The sequence below is a fragment of the Psychrobacter sp. 4Dc genome (genome assembly GCF_002836715.1).
Classification (GTDB): domain Bacteria; phylum Pseudomonadota; class Gammaproteobacteria; order Pseudomonadales; family Moraxellaceae; genus Psychrobacter.
In genome coordinates this window covers 1-16,510 of sequence record NZ_PJAT01000092.1, presented here as the reverse complement: position 1 = coordinate 16,510, position 16,510 = coordinate 1, and the positions used below count along the sequence as shown (strand labels likewise).

Genomic DNA, 16,510 nt, shown 5'->3' with positions numbered 1-16,510 from the left:
GCGCTCGGTGAAATATTTAATTAGTTTCGAAACTTTGATTTACACAATATTTAGAAAACTAAAAAACCGCCACATCAATTGATATGGTGGTTTTTTTATACGTGTCTACTTGCTATAAATATAGAGGCTTATTCGTCTTTTGCTCTAAAGTCGGTATGGCATGATTTACAGCTTGCACCAACTTGTCCAAACGCAGGCTTAACATCGTCCATGCTAGTGGCGTTTTGGGCGGCGGCGTTTAGCTCAGCAGTAACTTTTTGAAAGTTTTCTGCTTCAGCACTGAAGCCATCAGCATTAGACCAAACCGCTTCAGTAGCATTACCTACCGCTTCTGGATCTTCAAAATGACTCCAAGGCTTGGCGGCATCTTCTGCCAAGAACGCCGCTTGCTCTTTAAATACATCGGCATCAAATGTATCAGGTGCTTTTGCCATATCACCCATGACGCCCATTGCATCGCCCCAGTTTTTCATAGTGTCTTGACGCGCTTGCACATCAGGGTTAGATCCTGTTGAGGTGCTACAGGCCGTTAGACCCAGTGCAACCGCCATCACGGTAACGCTAAACAGAGATTTGAAAGATTTGTTGGTATGAACCTGTGCCATATGACTTACTCCTTTAAACTTGGCTAATAGTAAGCGTGATTACAAACGCTCGCGTTGACTTAAAATATAGTTATACAAAATACTGCCTAAAATTCTTTTGAGCACAGTTGCTAATAAAGAACGTCTTCTATTGTAACGGTTATCTGCGCGTTGGGAATTATATAGTTGTTATATCCTCGTAATATTTTCAATAAGCATAACTTAACTTGGTTGTTACTGCTTATAGTTGGTTACGATGATTGTATTGGTAAATACACGACATGTTTTTTACAATAATAACGTGAGAGTTGCTCGTTTGAATGGTACCGACAATAAAAAAGGCCAGCGATAGTAGCTGACCTTTTTAATATTTTCCAAAAATATGAGTATTTCAATATTTACGAAAACTACAGTGCTAACCAATCACGCGGTTTTAGATAGTAATCGGTCAACTCAAATTCAGGCGTTCCTTTAGCAGGCTCAAAGCGATAATGCCAACTAGCAAGCGGTGGCATACTGACTAGGATGGATTCGATACGTCCATTACTCTGTAGCCCAAATAGCGTTCCACGATCGTAGACCAGATTGTATTCAACATAGCGACCACGGCGATAGAGCTGAAACTCGCGCTGCGCTTCAGTATAAGGCGTGTTTTTACGCTGTTCAAAAATCGGCATGATACCGTCAAGATAACCGTTGCCAACTGCTTTCATAAAGTTAAAGCAAGTCTCGAAGTCCCAGCCGCGACTCTCGGTACTGACGTCATCATAAAACAGACCACCAATACCGCGTTGCTCATCACGATGGCGCAGATGAAAATACTCATCACACCACTGTTTAAAATCAGCGTAGATATTGTCCCCAAAAGGCGCACACAAGTCATGACAAACTTGATGCCAGTGTACACAATCAGCGAGTACTGGATAGAATGGCGTTAAGTCAAAACCACCGCCAAACCACCAGATAGGAGCTTCGCCTTCCGCTTCTGCTACGAATAAACGCACATTGGCATGGCTCGTAGGCACGTTTGGATTTCTGGGATGGACAACCAGTGACACGCCCATTGCTTGAGCTTTACGTCCAGCGATATTGGGGTGACGCGCAGTCGCAGAAGCAGGTAGGTTATGTACATGAATATGGCTAAACATGACGCCTGCTTTTTCGATGACCTCGCCATCTGCCAATACGCACGACCGTCCGCCGCCGCCTTCAGGACGTTCCCAGTCATCAGGAACAAAGGTCGCATGCTCGTTGTCATTAGTGCTACCGTCACGCTCTTGCGCTTCTAGCGATTCACAGATACGTGCTTGTAAATCAACCAAAAACTCACGCACTCGCATGATGTCGTTATTGGTTGGCGTCGTTACTGACGCTACCGTTGATAAGTCTGTTTCGTTATTTGTATTTGTAATACTCATAAGATATCTATTTATTCAGGTGTATGGCGGTATTAAGGTCTGTATCGAGAGAAGCGTCTATATCAAGATTGATATTTTTATCAAACAAGTGGCCCATGCGATCACGTTTGGTTGCTAGATATTCCGCATTCATATCATTGACACCGACCAACAATGGCACCCGTTCGACAACATCAATACCATGCTCAGTCAGATAAGCGACTTTGTTTGGATTGTTGGTGATAAGCCTTACAGCGTCAACACTGACATGGGCCAGCATCGGACCACACATATCATAGATACGCGCATCAGCAGGCAAGCCTAACATGAGATTGGCATCCAACGTATCATGCCCTTGATCTTGAAGGGCGTACGCACGAATCTTATTGGTCAAACCAATACCGCGGCCCTCTTGACGCAAGTATAAAATTGCACCGCAACCGGCCTCTTGGATGGCCTGCATGGCAGTATTGAGCTGTGGTCCGCAGTCACACTTCAATGAGCTAAACGCATCGCCTGTTAGGCACTCAGAATGAATCCGAACCAGCGGAATTGGTCTTTGCGACGACGTGTCATCTGAGCTAGGTGCTGTCGTTTGATCGACCACAGACAGACCGACGGTCAGCATGACATGCTCTTGGCCTTCATCGTTTTCAAAAATATGAATATCAAACTCGCCGTGACGAGTGGGTAATTTGGCACTAGTGATAAATTGATATGACATTGCTGTCCTGCATAAGCCTATAATCGTGGCGGTGAAGGGTTTGTGATAGTGCTATTAAACCCGCGATAACATTCTAGCCTGAACGGTAAGGCCAAGATGATAGCAGTATAACCCTTTCATAAAGAACGCGTGCTTATTGTATTTATTATAAAAACACACAAAGTTCACAGACGACGCACGATGATTAAAGCGACAATTAAAAAAAAATGCTATTATGCCATACTATTTTGGTGGATACAGTGACAAGTCTTTATCCTTACATTACTATGTCGTCACTAACATCCGATATTGATACAAAATAATAAGGCATAATGTTAAGCCTCATTGTCGAAGCATGCAGTATTGAAACATGGTCTATTATAGTAGTGTGCCCACGTTATACATAGTAAAACTATAGAAATGCAAAAGTTGCATGAATAATTATATGGTCGATTACATCAATAATGATGTAGATATTATTGACGTCTCTCAATTGTAGCTATTGCTATATTGGAGACACGTCTTGTCAGCAGATTGGTAGGTATCGTACGGTTTATGCAGCAGTCACTTCATTCCCCAAAGTCTCAGTCCTCATCTGCATCAGTATCTGATTCTGCCGCCCAGCTATCGAGCTTACAGCAGACTTATACTGTGATTCCTCGCGTGCGTCCGCATACGCCATTGCTTGATGCCATTAACACACCTTCTGATATGAATACGCTTTCAACCACTCAGCTGATTACGCTGGCTGATGAACTGCGTCTTTTTTTGTTGTATTCAGCCGGTCAAAGCGGTGGGCATTTTGGCGCCAATTTGGGTGTGATTGAGCTGACGATTGTATTGCATTATTTGCTAGATACACCGCAAGATCAGATTGTATGGGATGTGGGTCATCAGGCCTATGCACATAAAGTCCTGACAGGTCGCCGTGAGCAGCTGGCAACGATCAGATCCAAAGATGGTCTAACTGCATTCCCAGAGCGTGCAGAGTCTATCTACGATACATTTGGCGTAGGGCATTCATCGACTTCTATTTCAGCTGGTCTGGGCATGAGCCTCGCACTGCGTTATCAAGGCCGCGAGCAAACGGTTGCTTGCATCATCGGCGATGGTGCAATGACAGGCGGTATGGCATTTGAAGCCATGAATGACGCAGTACAGCAAGATGCTGATTTGCTGGTCATCCTAAACGATAATGATATGTCGATATCTTGCTCTATTGGAGGGTTTTCACGACATTTAGCGATGCTTTGGGAGTCAGGTTATCAAGTTGATATTTCTGAGTCAGGTGAGCCAATACTCTGCCACCGTCCTGATATGCAGGCGTTCGATCGCCGCAAACGTCATAAAGAGATGCGTGATGTTCCGCAGCTAGAAGATAACTTATTCAAAGCGATTGGTTTTACCTATTTTGGTCCATTTGATGGGCATAATATTCCTGAGCTACTGCGCGTATTGTCACTGGCGAAACAAGTAAAAGGCCCAGTATTGGTACATATCTATACCACTAAGGGTAAAGGCTTTGCGCCAGCAGAATTAGATCCTGTGGGCTATCATGCAATCAGTAAATTGCCAGTCGAAAATCATAAAGAGCATGAAGCGTCTAAAGCTAACTCTATAGAGCAGCTAAAAAAACAACCAAGTACAAAGCCAGCGTTAAAATATTCGCAAGTGTTTGGCCAGTTCTTATGTGATAAAGCGGCTGAAGACGATAAGCTACTAGCTGTCACCCCTGCTATGGAAGAAGGCTCAGGGATGACGGACTTTGCTCGTCATTTTCCACAGCGTTTCTTTGATGTGGCCATCGCTGAGCAACATGCTGTCACGCTAGCGGCTGGAATGGCAACTCAAGGCGTCAAACCTATTGTCGCGATTTATTCAACGTTCTTGCAGCGTGGATATGATCAGCTGATTCATGACGTGGCCTTACAGAATCTCGATGTAATGTTTGCCATTGATCGAGCGGGCCTAGTCGGTGAAGATGGTGCCACGCATGCTGGCGTGTTTGATTTTGGATTCTTACGTTGTGTGCCTAATATGGTGATTGCAGCACCAAAAGATGAGAACGAATGCTACCATTTGCTCAATACTTGCTATGAGTATCCAGGCTGCACAGCGGTACGTTATCCGCGTGGTACAGGCACAGGTGCTGATATTAAGCAGCCAGCTCAAACTTATAAAGTTGGCGAAGCGGTTGTTGAGTCAGTATTAGGTAAAGCTGATGCACCTTACAAATTGGCGCTATTGGCCTTTGGTACGATGGTAGCCACTGCTCAGCAAGCCGCAGAAAGCTTAATAAATAACGATGCAGTGTTAGATTGCCAAATACAGGTGGTCAATATGCGCTGGGTAAAACCGCTAGATACAGCCATGCTTAAGATGTTATTAGCGCAAAGGGTCACTCATATAGCAACCCTAGAAGAGCACATGATTATGGGCGGCGCGGGTAGTGCAGTGAATGAATATTTACTCAATGAGTCGGCAGCCTTTAAGCAAAGTCGTCCAGCTATTGCTAATATCGGTATTCCTGATCGTTTTATCGCTCATGGCTCCCAAGCAGAACAATTGGCTGACTGTGGTTTAGATGTCGAAGGCGTAATTAAACAGCTTAAAATTCTTTTATCGTAAGCATTACAATATTATTTTAAGAAATTAATGCACTAAAAATGTGTTAATTAAAACCGATATAAGCTCCTTAAACAGAGCAGACGCCTGCTAGCCGTAGGTGCTAACTTTTTTACAACTTGCGCAGTTTAGATGATCGCCAAGGTACCGGCTTGATCAGCGTGACGGTTTTTTCGTTTTTATTGAACAATTTTAGTATAATGCGGGTGTCTTTTATAAGTTTTCGTTTATAAGAGACACGTTTTTAATCGCATAGATGTGGTGTGATGCGGCGGCTGTTTGGCATGTTGTGGGCACAAAGTTAGTGTTATTTTTTATATTCATTCATCAAGCAAATAGGTTATTTATGGAACCCATGGTCGTCATCGCAGCGCGTACTGCTGAAAAAGTTGGTAAAGAGATTTTATATGCGCATCAAAACCGCCACAAAATCGAGTTAGATATTGAGTCTAAAGGACTTGATGGTTTGGTTACCCGCATTGATCGCTTTAGCGAAGAGCTCACTATTGAGACGCTAAAAGCCAGTTATCCTAATCATTCATTTTTGGGTGAAGAGTTTGGTATGCAAGAAGGCCGCGGCGAAGATGCTGACTGGTGCTGGATTATCGATCCACTAGACGGCACTAAGAACTTCGTTCATGGTGTACCGCAGTTCTGCGTATCTATCGCAGTCCAGCATAAAGGTGTTACCCAACACGGTGTGGTCTATGATCCTGTTCGTGATGAGATGTTCTCAGCGAGCCGCGGTAAAGGCGCGCGCTTGAACAATCGCCGTATGCAAGTGAGCGAGCGCAAAACCATTGATGGCGGTTTCTTTACGACCGGTCATCCGCTTGAGCGTAAGCGCAATGGCGAAGTTATCTCTTATGCCAAACAGCACTTTGAGAGCTTACAGAAGATATCTGAGGCAGGTGGTCAGGTACGTCGTATGGGTTCAGCTGCGCTTGACTTGTGCTATGTTGCTGCTGGTCGTTTTGACGGTTATTTTGAGATGTCTATCAAGCCTTGGGACATCGCTGCGGGCGAGCTTATCGTAACTGAAGCACGCGGTGTGGTGGTTGATCATACTGGCGCGCACAACTCTATGACATCAGGATCTATCTTCGCTTGTAATGTAAAATTGCTCAAGCCATTGATGCAGACAGTTGTACCAATCTGGGGTGACGCAATCTAAACGTTAACCTCGTTGGTATTAACGTTTAGCGCCTAGATATAGTTAATATCTAGATTGAGTATGAATGAAAAAAGCTGGTTCCGTTATGGAGCCAGCTTTTTTGTTTTATCATTACCCTGATTGCCAGCTTTATCTTCAACAGTGATGCCTTTGAATGCTAACTCTTTACTGGTAGTTTCTAGCAGCTGCAACTCTTCTTCTATCAGCATCAGCATGTCTTGTACGCGAGGTAACGCCTTGCTACAAGCGGTAATACCAAACTCAATCTTATCTAGATAACTGGCTAAGGTGATATTCATCGCTTGACCATTAAAGACGATAGAAGCGGGGTACAGTGATTGCAGACGTGCGCCATTCCAGTACAGCGGTTTTTCAGAACCAGGTACGTTAGAGATAATCAGGTTAAATGCCTGCTTTCTAGGAAACAGTCCTGTCGCCAAATTAATGCCTTGCCACGCGTATGAGACGATACTGTAGTTAATGACCTGCGCTTGGTTCATGCGGCGAAAGCGACGTTTGCCATGATTCATACTACGATGGATAAGCTCTATCCTGCGCAGTGGATTGTCCAAATGCGTACCCAAGTTTGCCAATACAAATGACAGCTGGTTGCCCGAGATACTGTTATCTGTACGCAGCGACATCGGTACAAATGCAATCAACGGTTTGCTTGGTAGCGCATCCATTGAGATTAGGTAACGACGAATAGCACCTGCACAGACTGCCAGTACCACATCGTTTCTGCTAATTTTGAGCCTTTCGGCTATATCGTTAAACCGCTTTATATCATAAGATTGTGCGGCTATACGTCGTGAGGCTGATATACGTTTATTCAAGATACTCATTGGGGCGTCAAAAGTACCGACGTACCCTTCATCACCGTAGTTTTTCACATTATCTAGCAATTCTGTAAATACAGGTTTGATGGTAGATATCTGCTCTTTTATGATGCCCCTAATAGATCGTTCGGCAGGTAAGATAGCGTTTACTTGGTTGCGATGGCGCGCCATCAACGACCAGACAGGGAGGGTCACTGGTTCGGTTGGCGATTGTGATAAGGATTTTTGAACCAAACGCATCGCTGCGATGCCATCAACCAAAGAGTGATGAATCTTAAAATACCACGCAAAACGTTCAGGTCCACCTTCGACTTCTGGCTGTATACCTTCGATGACATGACATTCCCACAAAGGCATGGCACGATCTAATAAACGTCCATGTTCTCTTGAGACGTACATCAATAGTTCACGTACGCGTCCAGGACTTGGTAGCGCGACATGATGCAAATGATGCTCGACATCAAAGTCTTTGTCTTTTTTCCAAAAGGCTAAATGCTCAAGTACCTGATTAAAAGGAAAGCTGGGCGGCACATCAGATTCTTGCATTTGTTTTACCAATTGATAGACAAAATCGCTATCCGCATTGTCTGGTAATTCAAATACAAACAGTCCACCAACGTGCATGGGCTGTTTACGCGACTCAAGAAGTAGAAACAACTGGTCGACTGCTGTGAGAAGTCGCATAATAAATCCTTTTATGACGATAAGTGTTATGTGAAAATTATAATAAGTAGATATTCAATCAAATAACATTTTTTATTATTTTATAGAGCGTGTTAAGCAATCAACCATAGCACTGACAGCACTATACGTAAATACTCAACACGCTCTATTATGATATGTCATTTATACTTCAATTTATTGAAAGAAATACCCAGTCTGTGGTGAGCTAGCAGTAGCCATTTTACGCATTGGCATACGACCTGCCAAAAACGCAGCGCGACCTGCCCACATAGCATGTTTCATTGCGTGTGCCATCATTACTGGGTTTTGTGCATTGGCAATGGCTGAGTTCATTAGTACGCCATCACAGCCAAGCTCCATCGCAAGTGCAGCATCAGACGCAGTACCGACGCCAGCGTCAACCAATACGGGTACTTTGGCGTTTTCGATGATGAGACTTAGCGTATGGCGATTAAGTAGACCAAGCCCAGACCCAATCAAGCTGCCAAGCGGCATAATAGCGACACAGCCCATGCTTTCTAGTTCTTGTGCGACGATAGGGTCATCTGACGTATAAACCATCACTTCAAAACCATCATCGATCAGTACTTTGGCGGCTTTTAAAGTTTCCATAACGTTTGGATATAAGGTTTTTTCATCTCCCAATACCTCAAGCTTAACCAAATTATGCCCACCCAATAACTCGCGAGCAAGCTTACAAGTGCGAATGGCTGTTTCGGCGTCAAAGCAGCCAGCAGTATTCGGTAATATCGTATATTTATCAGGTGAAATCACATCTAATAAGTTAGGTTCATCACTATTTTGTCCAATATTGACACGGCGAATAGCAACGGTCACGATTTCGGCTGCTGAAGCGGCAATAGCTTCTCCAGTCTCTGTCATGTCTTTATACTTGCCAGTACCAACCAGCAGACGTGAAGAAAAGGTACGGCTACCGACAGTAAAGGTATCTTGTAAAAGTGGTGTTGGATGAGTAGTGCTAACGTTCTCTGACATAACGGAAAATCCTAATATCGAGCGGGAGAAGGGACAGACAAAATATGATGGGCAATTTAAGTAATCTAAAAGTTGTAATAGACAATGGCAAGCTGTCTGCAAAAAATCGCATGATATGCTAACTTTGATAGCAATCATATGTGCTAGGCGAGAGGTATAAAGCGCCAGTCACATAAAATAATACCCGTCTAGAACAAAATGCTATTATAACAAACTCATGCAACCTTACTGGCAGTCTTTTTTGATTCGAACTGTTAAGGACAAGGCATCCATCCTGTCTTGGCGTGCGTTCTTCTTATCCTCTCCTCACTTATTGGGCCGTCTTTATGATGCAGTTGCCATACAGCTTTGCGAAACGCCATCAGATTTTGGCCATACTTGCGATAGATCCGGAATTGCCGCCAACATTGGTACTTACCAAAGCGACTCCGTTGTCAGCGATCAACGAAGCGGTACGGTTTTTACAGCAGCAAGGCATTCGCGGTGTACCCACTTACGAAAGTGTTAGCGCGGATGATTTTGAAAAACGTATGAACGCGGCTTACGCTGGTAATACCGGAGAGTCGCAGCATATCGCTGCTGGGCTTGAGGATCATCCGGATCTTGATAGCTTAGCAGATAGCGTCCCTGAGACTGAAGACTTGATGGATCAGCAAGATGATGCGCCCATTATTCGTCTGATCAATGCGCTGTTGTCAGAAGCCATTCGCCTAAATGCCTCAGACATTCATATCGAAACTTTTGAAAAGCGTTTGGTGGTTCGCTTTCGTGTCGATGGTGAGCTTAAAGAAATTATCACACCAAAACGCCAGCTCGCGCCATTATTAGTCTCGCGTATCAAAGTCATGGCCAAGCTGGATATCGCTGAAAAGCGTGTACCGCAAGATGGGCGTATTAGCTTACGACTGGCAGGGCGAGAAGTTGATGTGCGTGTATCGACACTGCCGTCGAGCTTTGGCGAGCGCGTGGTGATGCGTCTACTAGACAAGCAAGCGGGACGTCTTAACATGACGTATTTGGGGCTATCTGATAATGACTATACCGAGCTAAAACGCTTAATTCATCGTCCGCATGGGATTATTTTGGTCACAGGGCCGACGGGTTCGGGTAAGACCACCACGCTATATTCGGCACTGACCGATTTAAATGATCAAACTCGCAATATCTTGACCGCTGAAGATCCGATTGAGTTTCAGCTTGATGGTATCGGGCAGACGCAGGTCAATAACAAAGTAGATATGACATTTGCTAAAAGTTTGCGCGCGATGTTGCGTCAAGATCCGGATGTAGTGATGGTTGGTGAAATTCGTGATTTAGAGACAGCAGAAATTGCCGTACAGGCCTCTTTAACAGGGCATTTAGTATTATCGACGCTGCATACCAACACTGCTATCGGTGCAGTCACTCGCTTACAGGACATGGGTGTTGAGCCGTTTCTGTTGTCGTCGTCGCTTATTGGCGTAGTAGCGCAGCGTTTGGTACGTACTTTATGTTCACATTGTCAAAGCTGGCAGGCTGCTGATACCGAGCAAGCCAAGCTATTTACCGAAATTGGCATTGGGTCAACGCTGAAAAGTGATGCCAAAGATATAGCAAGTGAGTCGATTCGTTTGCCCAAGCCAGTTGGCTGCGATAAATGTAATCAGTCAGGGTTTAAAGGACGTACCGCCATCTATGAAGTCGTGCCAATCGACGATACATTGCGCCGTATGATTCATAGCAATACGGCTGAGTATGAGCTAGAAGAGTATGCGCGCCAGCAAACCCCATCGATTCGTGCAGATGGTTTGCGTAAAGTCATAGAAGGGCGGACGACATTGGAGGAAGTGCTGCGAGTGACGAAAGAAAGCGCCTTAACGGACGAGACGATACTGGTATAAATTTGCGAACTGGATCTTGCAGACTGGATATTGGCCTAGCAGATAAAAAAATAACTGGCGTGAATAGCCAGTTGTTTTAATATTTTTCTAATTTTGGAGCTTTAGAGTTTTCAGCCGCTATTATTTTGCAGCCATACATTCAATCTCAACGCTTGCTCCAGCAGCCAGTTCTGATACGCCAAAAGCTGAGCGTATAGGATAAGGCTTTATCATCTCAGACTTGTAGACTTTGTTAAAGTCATCAAAGTCATCCATATCAGTCAGCATGACCATACATTTAACGATATCAGACTTTCGGTAGCCGTACTTTAATAGCGTGATATGGATGTTATCTAGCACTTGCTTGGTTTCAGCTTTGATACCGCCTTTGACCAGTTTGCCATCTTTAAAGCCAATTTGCCCCGACATATACAATGTATTGCCCACGCGTACAGCCTCTGAAAAAGGATAAGTACCGCCATCGCCCAAGAAAGTAGGGCTAGATTTAGCAATGCTGACAGCCGTCGTTGTGTTGGCATTAGCGCTATGAACAAAACCCAATGAGCACATAGTGGCTAGCGCTAGCGTAGATAGGCAAGTACTAGGTTTGAACATACTGTTTCCTCATTGGGTTTGTTATCAATTTTTATTAACTACTTATCAGTACTATTATTTTGAGTAGATGAGGCATCGCTTTCTTCGATTGCTGCCTCGGTTTTAGAGTCATCTTCTGCGACTTTTTCAGACCCTTTACCTTGGCGGCGTGCCTCTAGCTCCGCTTTTGGTATCCATGCCCACGTCATCTCAACCACAATTGGATCGCGGTCACTATCAGACTCACGATCTTTGATGACACAAGGAATAATCATCTCACCTTTTGGCGTGTTTAGGATATCCAAACGCTGTTCGTCAGACAAGCTTGCAATAGCAGCAATTTGACCTTTTTTGATCGGGCGATGGAAATTTACCGAGTAAGATTTAATCAGTAGGATACGATCAGAAGGCAAGTTCAAACCCAAAATAAACCCTGTTGCCGTCTCAGCCAGTAATGTGATGGCGACTGCATGGATAGAGCCGATATGGTTTTGGACGGCTTTATTGTTGTTTAAACTAACGACGACTTGGTTTGGTTCTACCGTCTCATAATAAATGCCGGTCGTGCCGACATAGGGGACGACCTTGCCAAAGGCTTTAGATAAAATACTTGAGCGTGCTCCAGCAGGCAGATATTTGGTGACTGATAACAGTTTAGTAAACTGATTACTAATTGGTTTTAGCGTGCTACTGGGTTTCTCAACTGAAGATTTTGTGCTGTCAGATACTTTGGCTGGCAGTTTATTGGTCAACTTGGCGGGTAGTTTTTTTAATAATCCTGACATACAAAATTCCTTAACGTAAATGAGTTGAATGACATTCTTAGCATGGCTTTTTATGATGGCGACAAAAATATAGATAACGAAAGTCGCTACAAATACTATGGTACATCAACCATTGCCTTCCTACTATTATTAGCATGAACTGCTGCGCTTACAAAACTATAGTAGCGTGGCTATGTTGCTAGGTTATGTCATGAGTTTAGATCGCCACTTAAAGTAGTCTAGGTATCTTATATATCACTATCATTTGGACAAAGGAAGCTGAGTGGAAGTACTACGAATAGTAGACTAAGCGAGACTGGCACCGTATCTAATTTATAGAGGGTTGACTATAGTTACCATGCCAATAGACAGCCACGTTATAATGACAAAATGTTAGCATGTCTATTTCAAACCTGTTTTTAATGCTGCTGGATAATGTTATGCCTGATATGTCTACTCATGAACCGACCAATATTGTTTATACGGGCGTTGCTGGTACAGGTAAAACCTATAGATTGCTGCAAATCGCGAAGCAATATACCGACTATCTATCCAAGACTGAAAATGAAGATTTATTAGAGCAGCTGCTGCAAGGTCTAAGCTGGCGCGAAGTATTATGTTTGGTATTTTTAGATTTACGTGCTGAACAACAGGATTTGTTAAAGGTACGAGAAATTATTGATCATCCTTTTTTTATGACGAAGGCTGCTCAGAACTCACGTGATAAAAATCTAGATAGCACAGCTTGGTTAGAGTTACGTAGACATAGCCCTACGAATTCTCAAACAGTCAGTTTTGATAACCGTGCTAGCCAAGCTTATTTTGATAAAGACAATAGTGGATCATGGTATTTATTGCCAGAGAGTATGGTGCTACTAGAAGATTTATCGCAGCAATTAGCAGAGTTTCAGCAAGCACAGCGTGACAACCAAGCCCATCAAAATCAAAACATTGCTCAGCAACGTTTTAGTATGGTGAGCTTCCATCAAGCCTACGGTTATGAAGAGTTTGTAGAAGGTATACGTCCTGTCATGAGTGGCGCCACTCAAGCAAATAATAGCATATCTAATCAAAATCAAATGAGTTACGCGGTGCAAGATGGAGCATTCCTGAAGCTGTGCCAACGCGCCGCCCGTGACCCTCAGCAGCGTTATGCTATGCTGATTGATGAGATTAACCGTGCTAACGTGTCACGGGTGTTTGGTGAGCTTCTCAGTTTGATAGAGCCTGATAAACGAGCGTGCAAGCCGAATGCGATGACAGTGAGTTTGGCGTATTCTGGGCGTGCTTTTAGTGTGCCTGCCAATGTCGATATTTATGCCACTATGAATACCCAAGACCATTCTTTAGCACCAATTGATATGGCGTTACGCCGACGTTTTCGTTTTATTGATTGTCCGCCGCAGCCTGATTTACTATCGACAATTCGTGACAGTAATGACATTGATACTGGCCTATCTGAAGACTTAGAAGCAGGTGCGATAGATTTGAGTAAATTATTAATAGGTTTAAATAGACGTATCATGCAGACACTGGGAGTAGAAGCGCAGTTGGGACATGCTTTTTTATTCGCAGTCACTCAATTAGAGCAATTACAAACGGCTCTCGTTGAACAAATTATTCCTCAATTGGCTCAAGCAGCTGGTGGCCAAATTACGGTGCTGCAGTATATCTTTAGAGATGAGCAGCAACCGACGAGTAAGCAGTTTGTACAGGACAGTCAAGCATTGATGAATGACGACTTGTATAATCCGATGGGCAACCAAAATAATGCTTCCGCTGAACACCAAATGTTTGCAGGGCAGGGTTCTTTTCTTGATCAATCTATGAGTATGAATAGCTATACTATCAATGCCGATTTGATTGCTAGGGATGGTGAGTTTAATAATGCTGCTATCTATCAGCGTTTATACTAGCAGGGTGACTGTTCAGTGATAACGAATAATCCATATTACGCCAAAGAGCACGCTATCAGGGCAAACAGTCGTCAGACTCGTATCCCTAACAGTAGTGTCGTTACGATGAATGTTATTACCGTGTTTGAGCATCAACGTTTGACCGTGCATGATTTTTTGCACACGTCTGATTTCGATTGGCTAATAGCGCAAGAATTTGCAACATTTACTATCAAGCGTAAGCGAGGGCAATGGCAGCTTAAGGTTGGGCACTATATTGGGATTATTCTACTGCCCAGTGGCATGACGCTTGAGATATTGCCAAAGCTCAATCAGTCTACTCAGTCTAGCGATACCGTCCAGACTCGTCATTGGGTACAGGGTATGCTATCGGATTTGATACATCTAGATGCGCATAACAATCGTAAGCTACCCAATACGAAAAACTTCGGTCAGTTTAGTTCCCAGTCCACTCCTTTACCGTTAAAAGTATTGCCCATATCAGACTGGCTGATTGAGCAGTTTTTGCAGCGTTTAATTGATTATCAACCAACCAAGCATTATCAGGCTCAGATTGAAAATCAGGCATCCCTGCAAGGTCGACTGCTCATTAAAGAACAACTGCGTCATAATAGTATGCAACCGCATAGGTTCATCTGTGAAAGTAGCGTATTAAGTCATGATATGTTGGCCAATCGGCTGATTAAGAGTGCATTGGTTTACTTGACCCCTTTATTGCCTCAGTTTATTTCTTCAAAACTGTTGCAGCCATGGCAGCAGGTCTCTACGCTCAACAACCGTGAAATGCAGCAGATAGCGGTAATATATACTCAAGCAAAGCGTCAGCTAGACGTTCAGCCACTCCCAAAGCAAAAATTGCAAGCCGCGCAGCAGTTAGTAGACCTAGCATACTGGTTATTGAAACAGACGGCAGCCGTAACAGGTAACGGTATTGATCCAAATAGACAAAACTGCTCTCAGTTAAGATTGTGTTTATTGATCGATATGAATCAAGCTTTTGAGCAATGGGCAAGTCAGCGTATTGCATCGATGTTTCAGCAGATTGGTAGCAATTACCGTCCTTTTTATCAAACCCAAAGTGTCTGGCTAAACGATGCTGAGGGACTAGCGTGCTTGTCTATACGGCCTGATTTGCTGATATTTAAAACTGCCTCTGATGATTGTCAAAATCAGAGTGATACAGCAGCTCATCAAACTAAAGCTAAAGACAAAACCAAAGGTCACTACAGTCATGTCATCGATATTAAGTGGAAGTACTTACCGCATGCTGCTGCAATTAGTGCGAGCGACGCTTATCAATTGACCAGCTATGCACAAGCTTACTTGGCGGGGCAGGTCTGGTTGGTTTATCCGGTGCTAGGTAGTGATAGGCAACCAGTAGCGCTCAAGCAGCAATCACATTATGGTAGTAATGACAGTGACAGTGACAGTGACAGTGACAGTGACAATGACAATGACAATGACAATGACAATGACAATGATATTAAAAACAATGGATCAATTGATGCCCATTTATGGTTAATGCCGTTTGATGTTTTGACAGGCACACTCAACGGTGAAGTACTGCCATATTTGGACAAAGCTTAATATCGTTATCAATGACAACGCGAATGACTGACTAATTGATAGATAAAAAAAGGGTCTTTCTGTCACTATTTTGGCGAAATTGACGTAATTTTAAAAAAATTAGCGATTATTTGAAATTAATCGGAAATAGGTGTTGACACAATCGCCTTTACCCCTTAATATGTGCACCTCGATAGCGAGGAACATTAACAAGTTAGCGGCATTGCCAACAACGAGTTGATTAACAAACTATCGTGATAATAGAGAATTTCGGAGTGTGGCGCAGTTTGGTAGCGCATCTGGTTTGGGACCAGAGGGTCGTAGGTTCGAATCCTATCACTCCGACCATCTATTTTAAGAGCCTTACAGGCTTTTTTTTATGTATAACGGTTTAGTTTCTGATATAGTAAAATATATTGCAAAGTAAACTTAGTATATAAAAGTCCTCTAAGAGCGCCTGTAGCTCAGCTGGATAGAGCATCTCCCTTCTAAGGAGGTGGCCGCAGGTTCGAATCCTGCCAGGCGCACCATTTAGCCTGCAAATCTTGCCTATTCTTTGGCAATAGTTATGGCGGTTGTAGCTCAGTTGGTAGAGCCCCGGGTTGTGATCTCGGTTGTCGTGGGTTCGAGTCCCATCAGTCGCCCCATATTTTATTCTGTATGTATCTACATACAAATCATATCTTAATCTAAAAATATATCAGTAATAGCACTCGCCCTTGATGGCGATTTTTTTATGCCTATTCGATTTTATCTCTATATTATCTTTATAATATTAAACAGATAAAGTTTGATAGCACCTTCAATAC

The 16,510-nt window shown here is 43.5% G+C and carries 12 protein-coding genes and 3 tRNA genes; 8 read left to right on the top strand and 7 right to left on the bottom strand.

The window, feature by feature from the left end; genetic code table 11:
- Nucleotides 1-128: 128 nt before the first annotated feature.
- The 3 genes from CXF61_RS07000 to ribA all read right to left on the bottom strand — a co-directional run bounded on the left by CXF61_RS07000 (nucleotide 129) and on the right by ribA (nucleotide 2,705).
- Nucleotides 129-605 carry a c-type cytochrome gene (locus tag CXF61_RS07000; RefSeq protein ID WP_165597681.1) on the bottom strand — a complete coding sequence of 159 codons (477 nt, stop codon included), beginning with the start codon at nucleotides 603-605 and terminating at the stop codon, nucleotides 129-131.
- Nucleotides 606-991: 386 nt separating this feature from the next.
- Complete coding sequence (gene hemF / locus CXF61_RS06995) at nucleotides 992-2,002, bottom strand: oxygen-dependent coproporphyrinogen oxidase (protein WP_165597680.1); 1,011 nt, start codon at nucleotides 2,000-2,002, stop codon at nucleotides 992-994.
- Between the two features lie 7 nt (nucleotides 2,003-2,009).
- The gene (gene ribA, locus CXF61_RS06990) at nucleotides 2,010-2,705 is read right to left on the bottom strand and encodes a GTP cyclohydrolase II (protein WP_165597679.1); all 696 of its coding nucleotides are present in this window, start codon (nucleotides 2,703-2,705) and stop codon (nucleotides 2,010-2,012) included.
- 534 nt (nucleotides 2,706-3,239) lie between these two features.
- Between ribA and dxs the strand changes: the two genes are divergently transcribed.
- The gene (dxs, locus tag CXF61_RS06985) at nucleotides 3,240-5,312 is read left to right on the top strand and encodes a 1-deoxy-D-xylulose-5-phosphate synthase (protein WP_165597678.1); all 2,073 of its coding nucleotides are present in this window, start codon (nucleotides 3,240-3,242) and stop codon (nucleotides 5,310-5,312) included.
- Nucleotides 5,313-5,655: 343 nt separating this feature from the next.
- Nucleotides 5,656-6,483, top strand: coding sequence for an inositol monophosphatase family protein (locus tag CXF61_RS06980; protein ID WP_057758174.1), 828 nt, complete (start codon nucleotides 5,656-5,658; stop codon nucleotides 6,481-6,483).
- 83 nt (nucleotides 6,484-6,566) lie between these two features.
- On the opposite strand, the gene CXF61_RS06975 is transcribed toward CXF61_RS06980, so the two are convergent.
- Together CXF61_RS06975 and CXF61_RS06970 are read right to left on the bottom strand one after the other, a co-directional pair.
- Complete coding sequence (locus tag CXF61_RS06975; RefSeq protein WP_165597677.1) at nucleotides 6,567-8,006, bottom strand: WS/DGAT/MGAT family O-acyltransferase; 1,440 nt, start codon at nucleotides 8,004-8,006, stop codon at nucleotides 6,567-6,569.
- A 174-nt stretch (nucleotides 8,007-8,180) separates the two neighbouring features.
- On the bottom strand, nucleotides 8,181-9,002 hold the full coding sequence (locus CXF61_RS06970) for a thiazole synthase (RefSeq protein WP_101205496.1): 822 nt from the start codon (nucleotides 9,000-9,002) through the stop codon (nucleotides 8,181-8,183).
- A 326-nt stretch (nucleotides 9,003-9,328) separates the two neighbouring features.
- Here CXF61_RS06970 and gspE point away from each other — a divergent pair, with 326 nt between their 5' ends.
- Nucleotides 9,329-10,882, top strand: a complete 1,554-nt coding sequence (gspE, locus tag CXF61_RS06965) for a type II secretion system ATPase GspE (protein WP_165597676.1) — start codon at nucleotides 9,329-9,331, stop codon at nucleotides 10,880-10,882.
- Nucleotides 10,883-11,002: 120 nt separating this feature from the next.
- Here the strand turns inward: gspE and CXF61_RS06960 are convergent, their stop codons facing one another.
- Together CXF61_RS06960 and CXF61_RS06955 are read right to left on the bottom strand one after the other, a co-directional pair.
- The gene (locus tag CXF61_RS06960) at nucleotides 11,003-11,476 is read right to left on the bottom strand and encodes a RidA family protein (protein ID WP_165597675.1); all 474 of its coding nucleotides are present in this window, start codon (nucleotides 11,474-11,476) and stop codon (nucleotides 11,003-11,005) included.
- 38 nt (nucleotides 11,477-11,514) lie between these two features.
- Entirely contained in the window at nucleotides 11,515-12,240 is a 726-nt protein-coding gene (locus tag CXF61_RS06955) for a DUF4442 domain-containing protein (RefSeq protein WP_165597674.1), read from the bottom strand.
- A gap of 377 nt (nucleotides 12,241-12,617) precedes the next feature.
- Between CXF61_RS06955 and CXF61_RS06950 the strand changes: the two genes are divergently transcribed.
- The 5 genes from CXF61_RS06950 (at nucleotide 12,618) to CXF61_RS06930 (ending at nucleotide 16,348) form a co-directional block, all read left to right on the top strand.
- Nucleotides 12,618-14,135 carry an McrB family protein gene (locus tag CXF61_RS06950; RefSeq protein ID WP_227526621.1) on the top strand — a complete coding sequence of 506 codons (1,518 nt, stop codon included), beginning with the start codon at nucleotides 12,618-12,620 and terminating at the stop codon, nucleotides 14,133-14,135.
- Between the two features lie 15 nt (nucleotides 14,136-14,150).
- On the top strand, nucleotides 14,151-15,722 hold the full coding sequence (locus CXF61_RS06945) for an McrC family protein (protein ID WP_227526620.1): 1,572 nt from the start codon (nucleotides 14,151-14,153) through the stop codon (nucleotides 15,720-15,722).
- Between the two features lie 250 nt (nucleotides 15,723-15,972).
- Nucleotides 15,973-16,049: transfer RNA gene (locus tag CXF61_RS06940), tRNA-Pro, on the top strand.
- Between the two features lie 105 nt (nucleotides 16,050-16,154).
- A tRNA-Arg gene (locus CXF61_RS06935) sits at nucleotides 16,155-16,231 on the top strand.
- A gap of 41 nt (nucleotides 16,232-16,272) precedes the next feature.
- Nucleotides 16,273-16,348, top strand: a tRNA-His gene (locus tag CXF61_RS06930).
- The last annotated feature ends 162 nt before the right edge of the window (nucleotides 16,349-16,510 follow it).

Coding starts and splice junctions, on each gene's coding strand:
- CXF61_RS06960 (WP_165597675.1), bottom strand. CDS start 11,476: ATGTTCAAACCTAGTACTTGCCTATCTACGCTAGCGCTAGCCACTATG.
- CXF61_RS06955 (WP_165597674.1), bottom strand. CDS start 12,240: ATGTCAGGATTATTAAAAAAACTACCCGCCAAGTTGACCAATAAACTG.
- CXF61_RS06970 (WP_101205496.1), bottom strand. CDS start 9,002: ATGTCAGAGAACGTTAGCACTACTCATCCAACACCACTTTTACAAGAT.
- CXF61_RS06950 (WP_227526621.1), top strand. CDS start 12,618: ATGTCTATTTCAAACCTGTTTTTAATGCTGCTGGATAATGTTATGCCT.
- CXF61_RS06980 (WP_057758174.1), top strand. CDS start 5,656: ATGGAACCCATGGTCGTCATCGCAGCGCGTACTGCTGAAAAAGTTGGT.
- dxs (WP_165597678.1), top strand. CDS start 3,240: ATGCAGCAGTCACTTCATTCCCCAAAGTCTCAGTCCTCATCTGCATCA.
- CXF61_RS06975 (WP_165597677.1), bottom strand. CDS start 8,006: ATGCGACTTCTCACAGCAGTCGACCAGTTGTTTCTACTTCTTGAGTCG.
- CXF61_RS07000 (WP_165597681.1), bottom strand. CDS start 605: ATGGCACAGGTTCATACCAACAAATCTTTCAAATCTCTGTTTAGCGTT.
- hemF (WP_165597680.1), bottom strand. CDS start 2,002: ATGAGTATTACAAATACAAATAACGAAACAGACTTATCAACGGTAGCG.
- gspE (WP_165597676.1), top strand. CDS start 9,329: ATGATGCAGTTGCCATACAGCTTTGCGAAACGCCATCAGATTTTGGCC.
- ribA (WP_165597679.1), bottom strand. CDS start 2,705: ATGTCATATCAATTTATCACTAGTGCCAAATTACCCACTCGTCACGGC.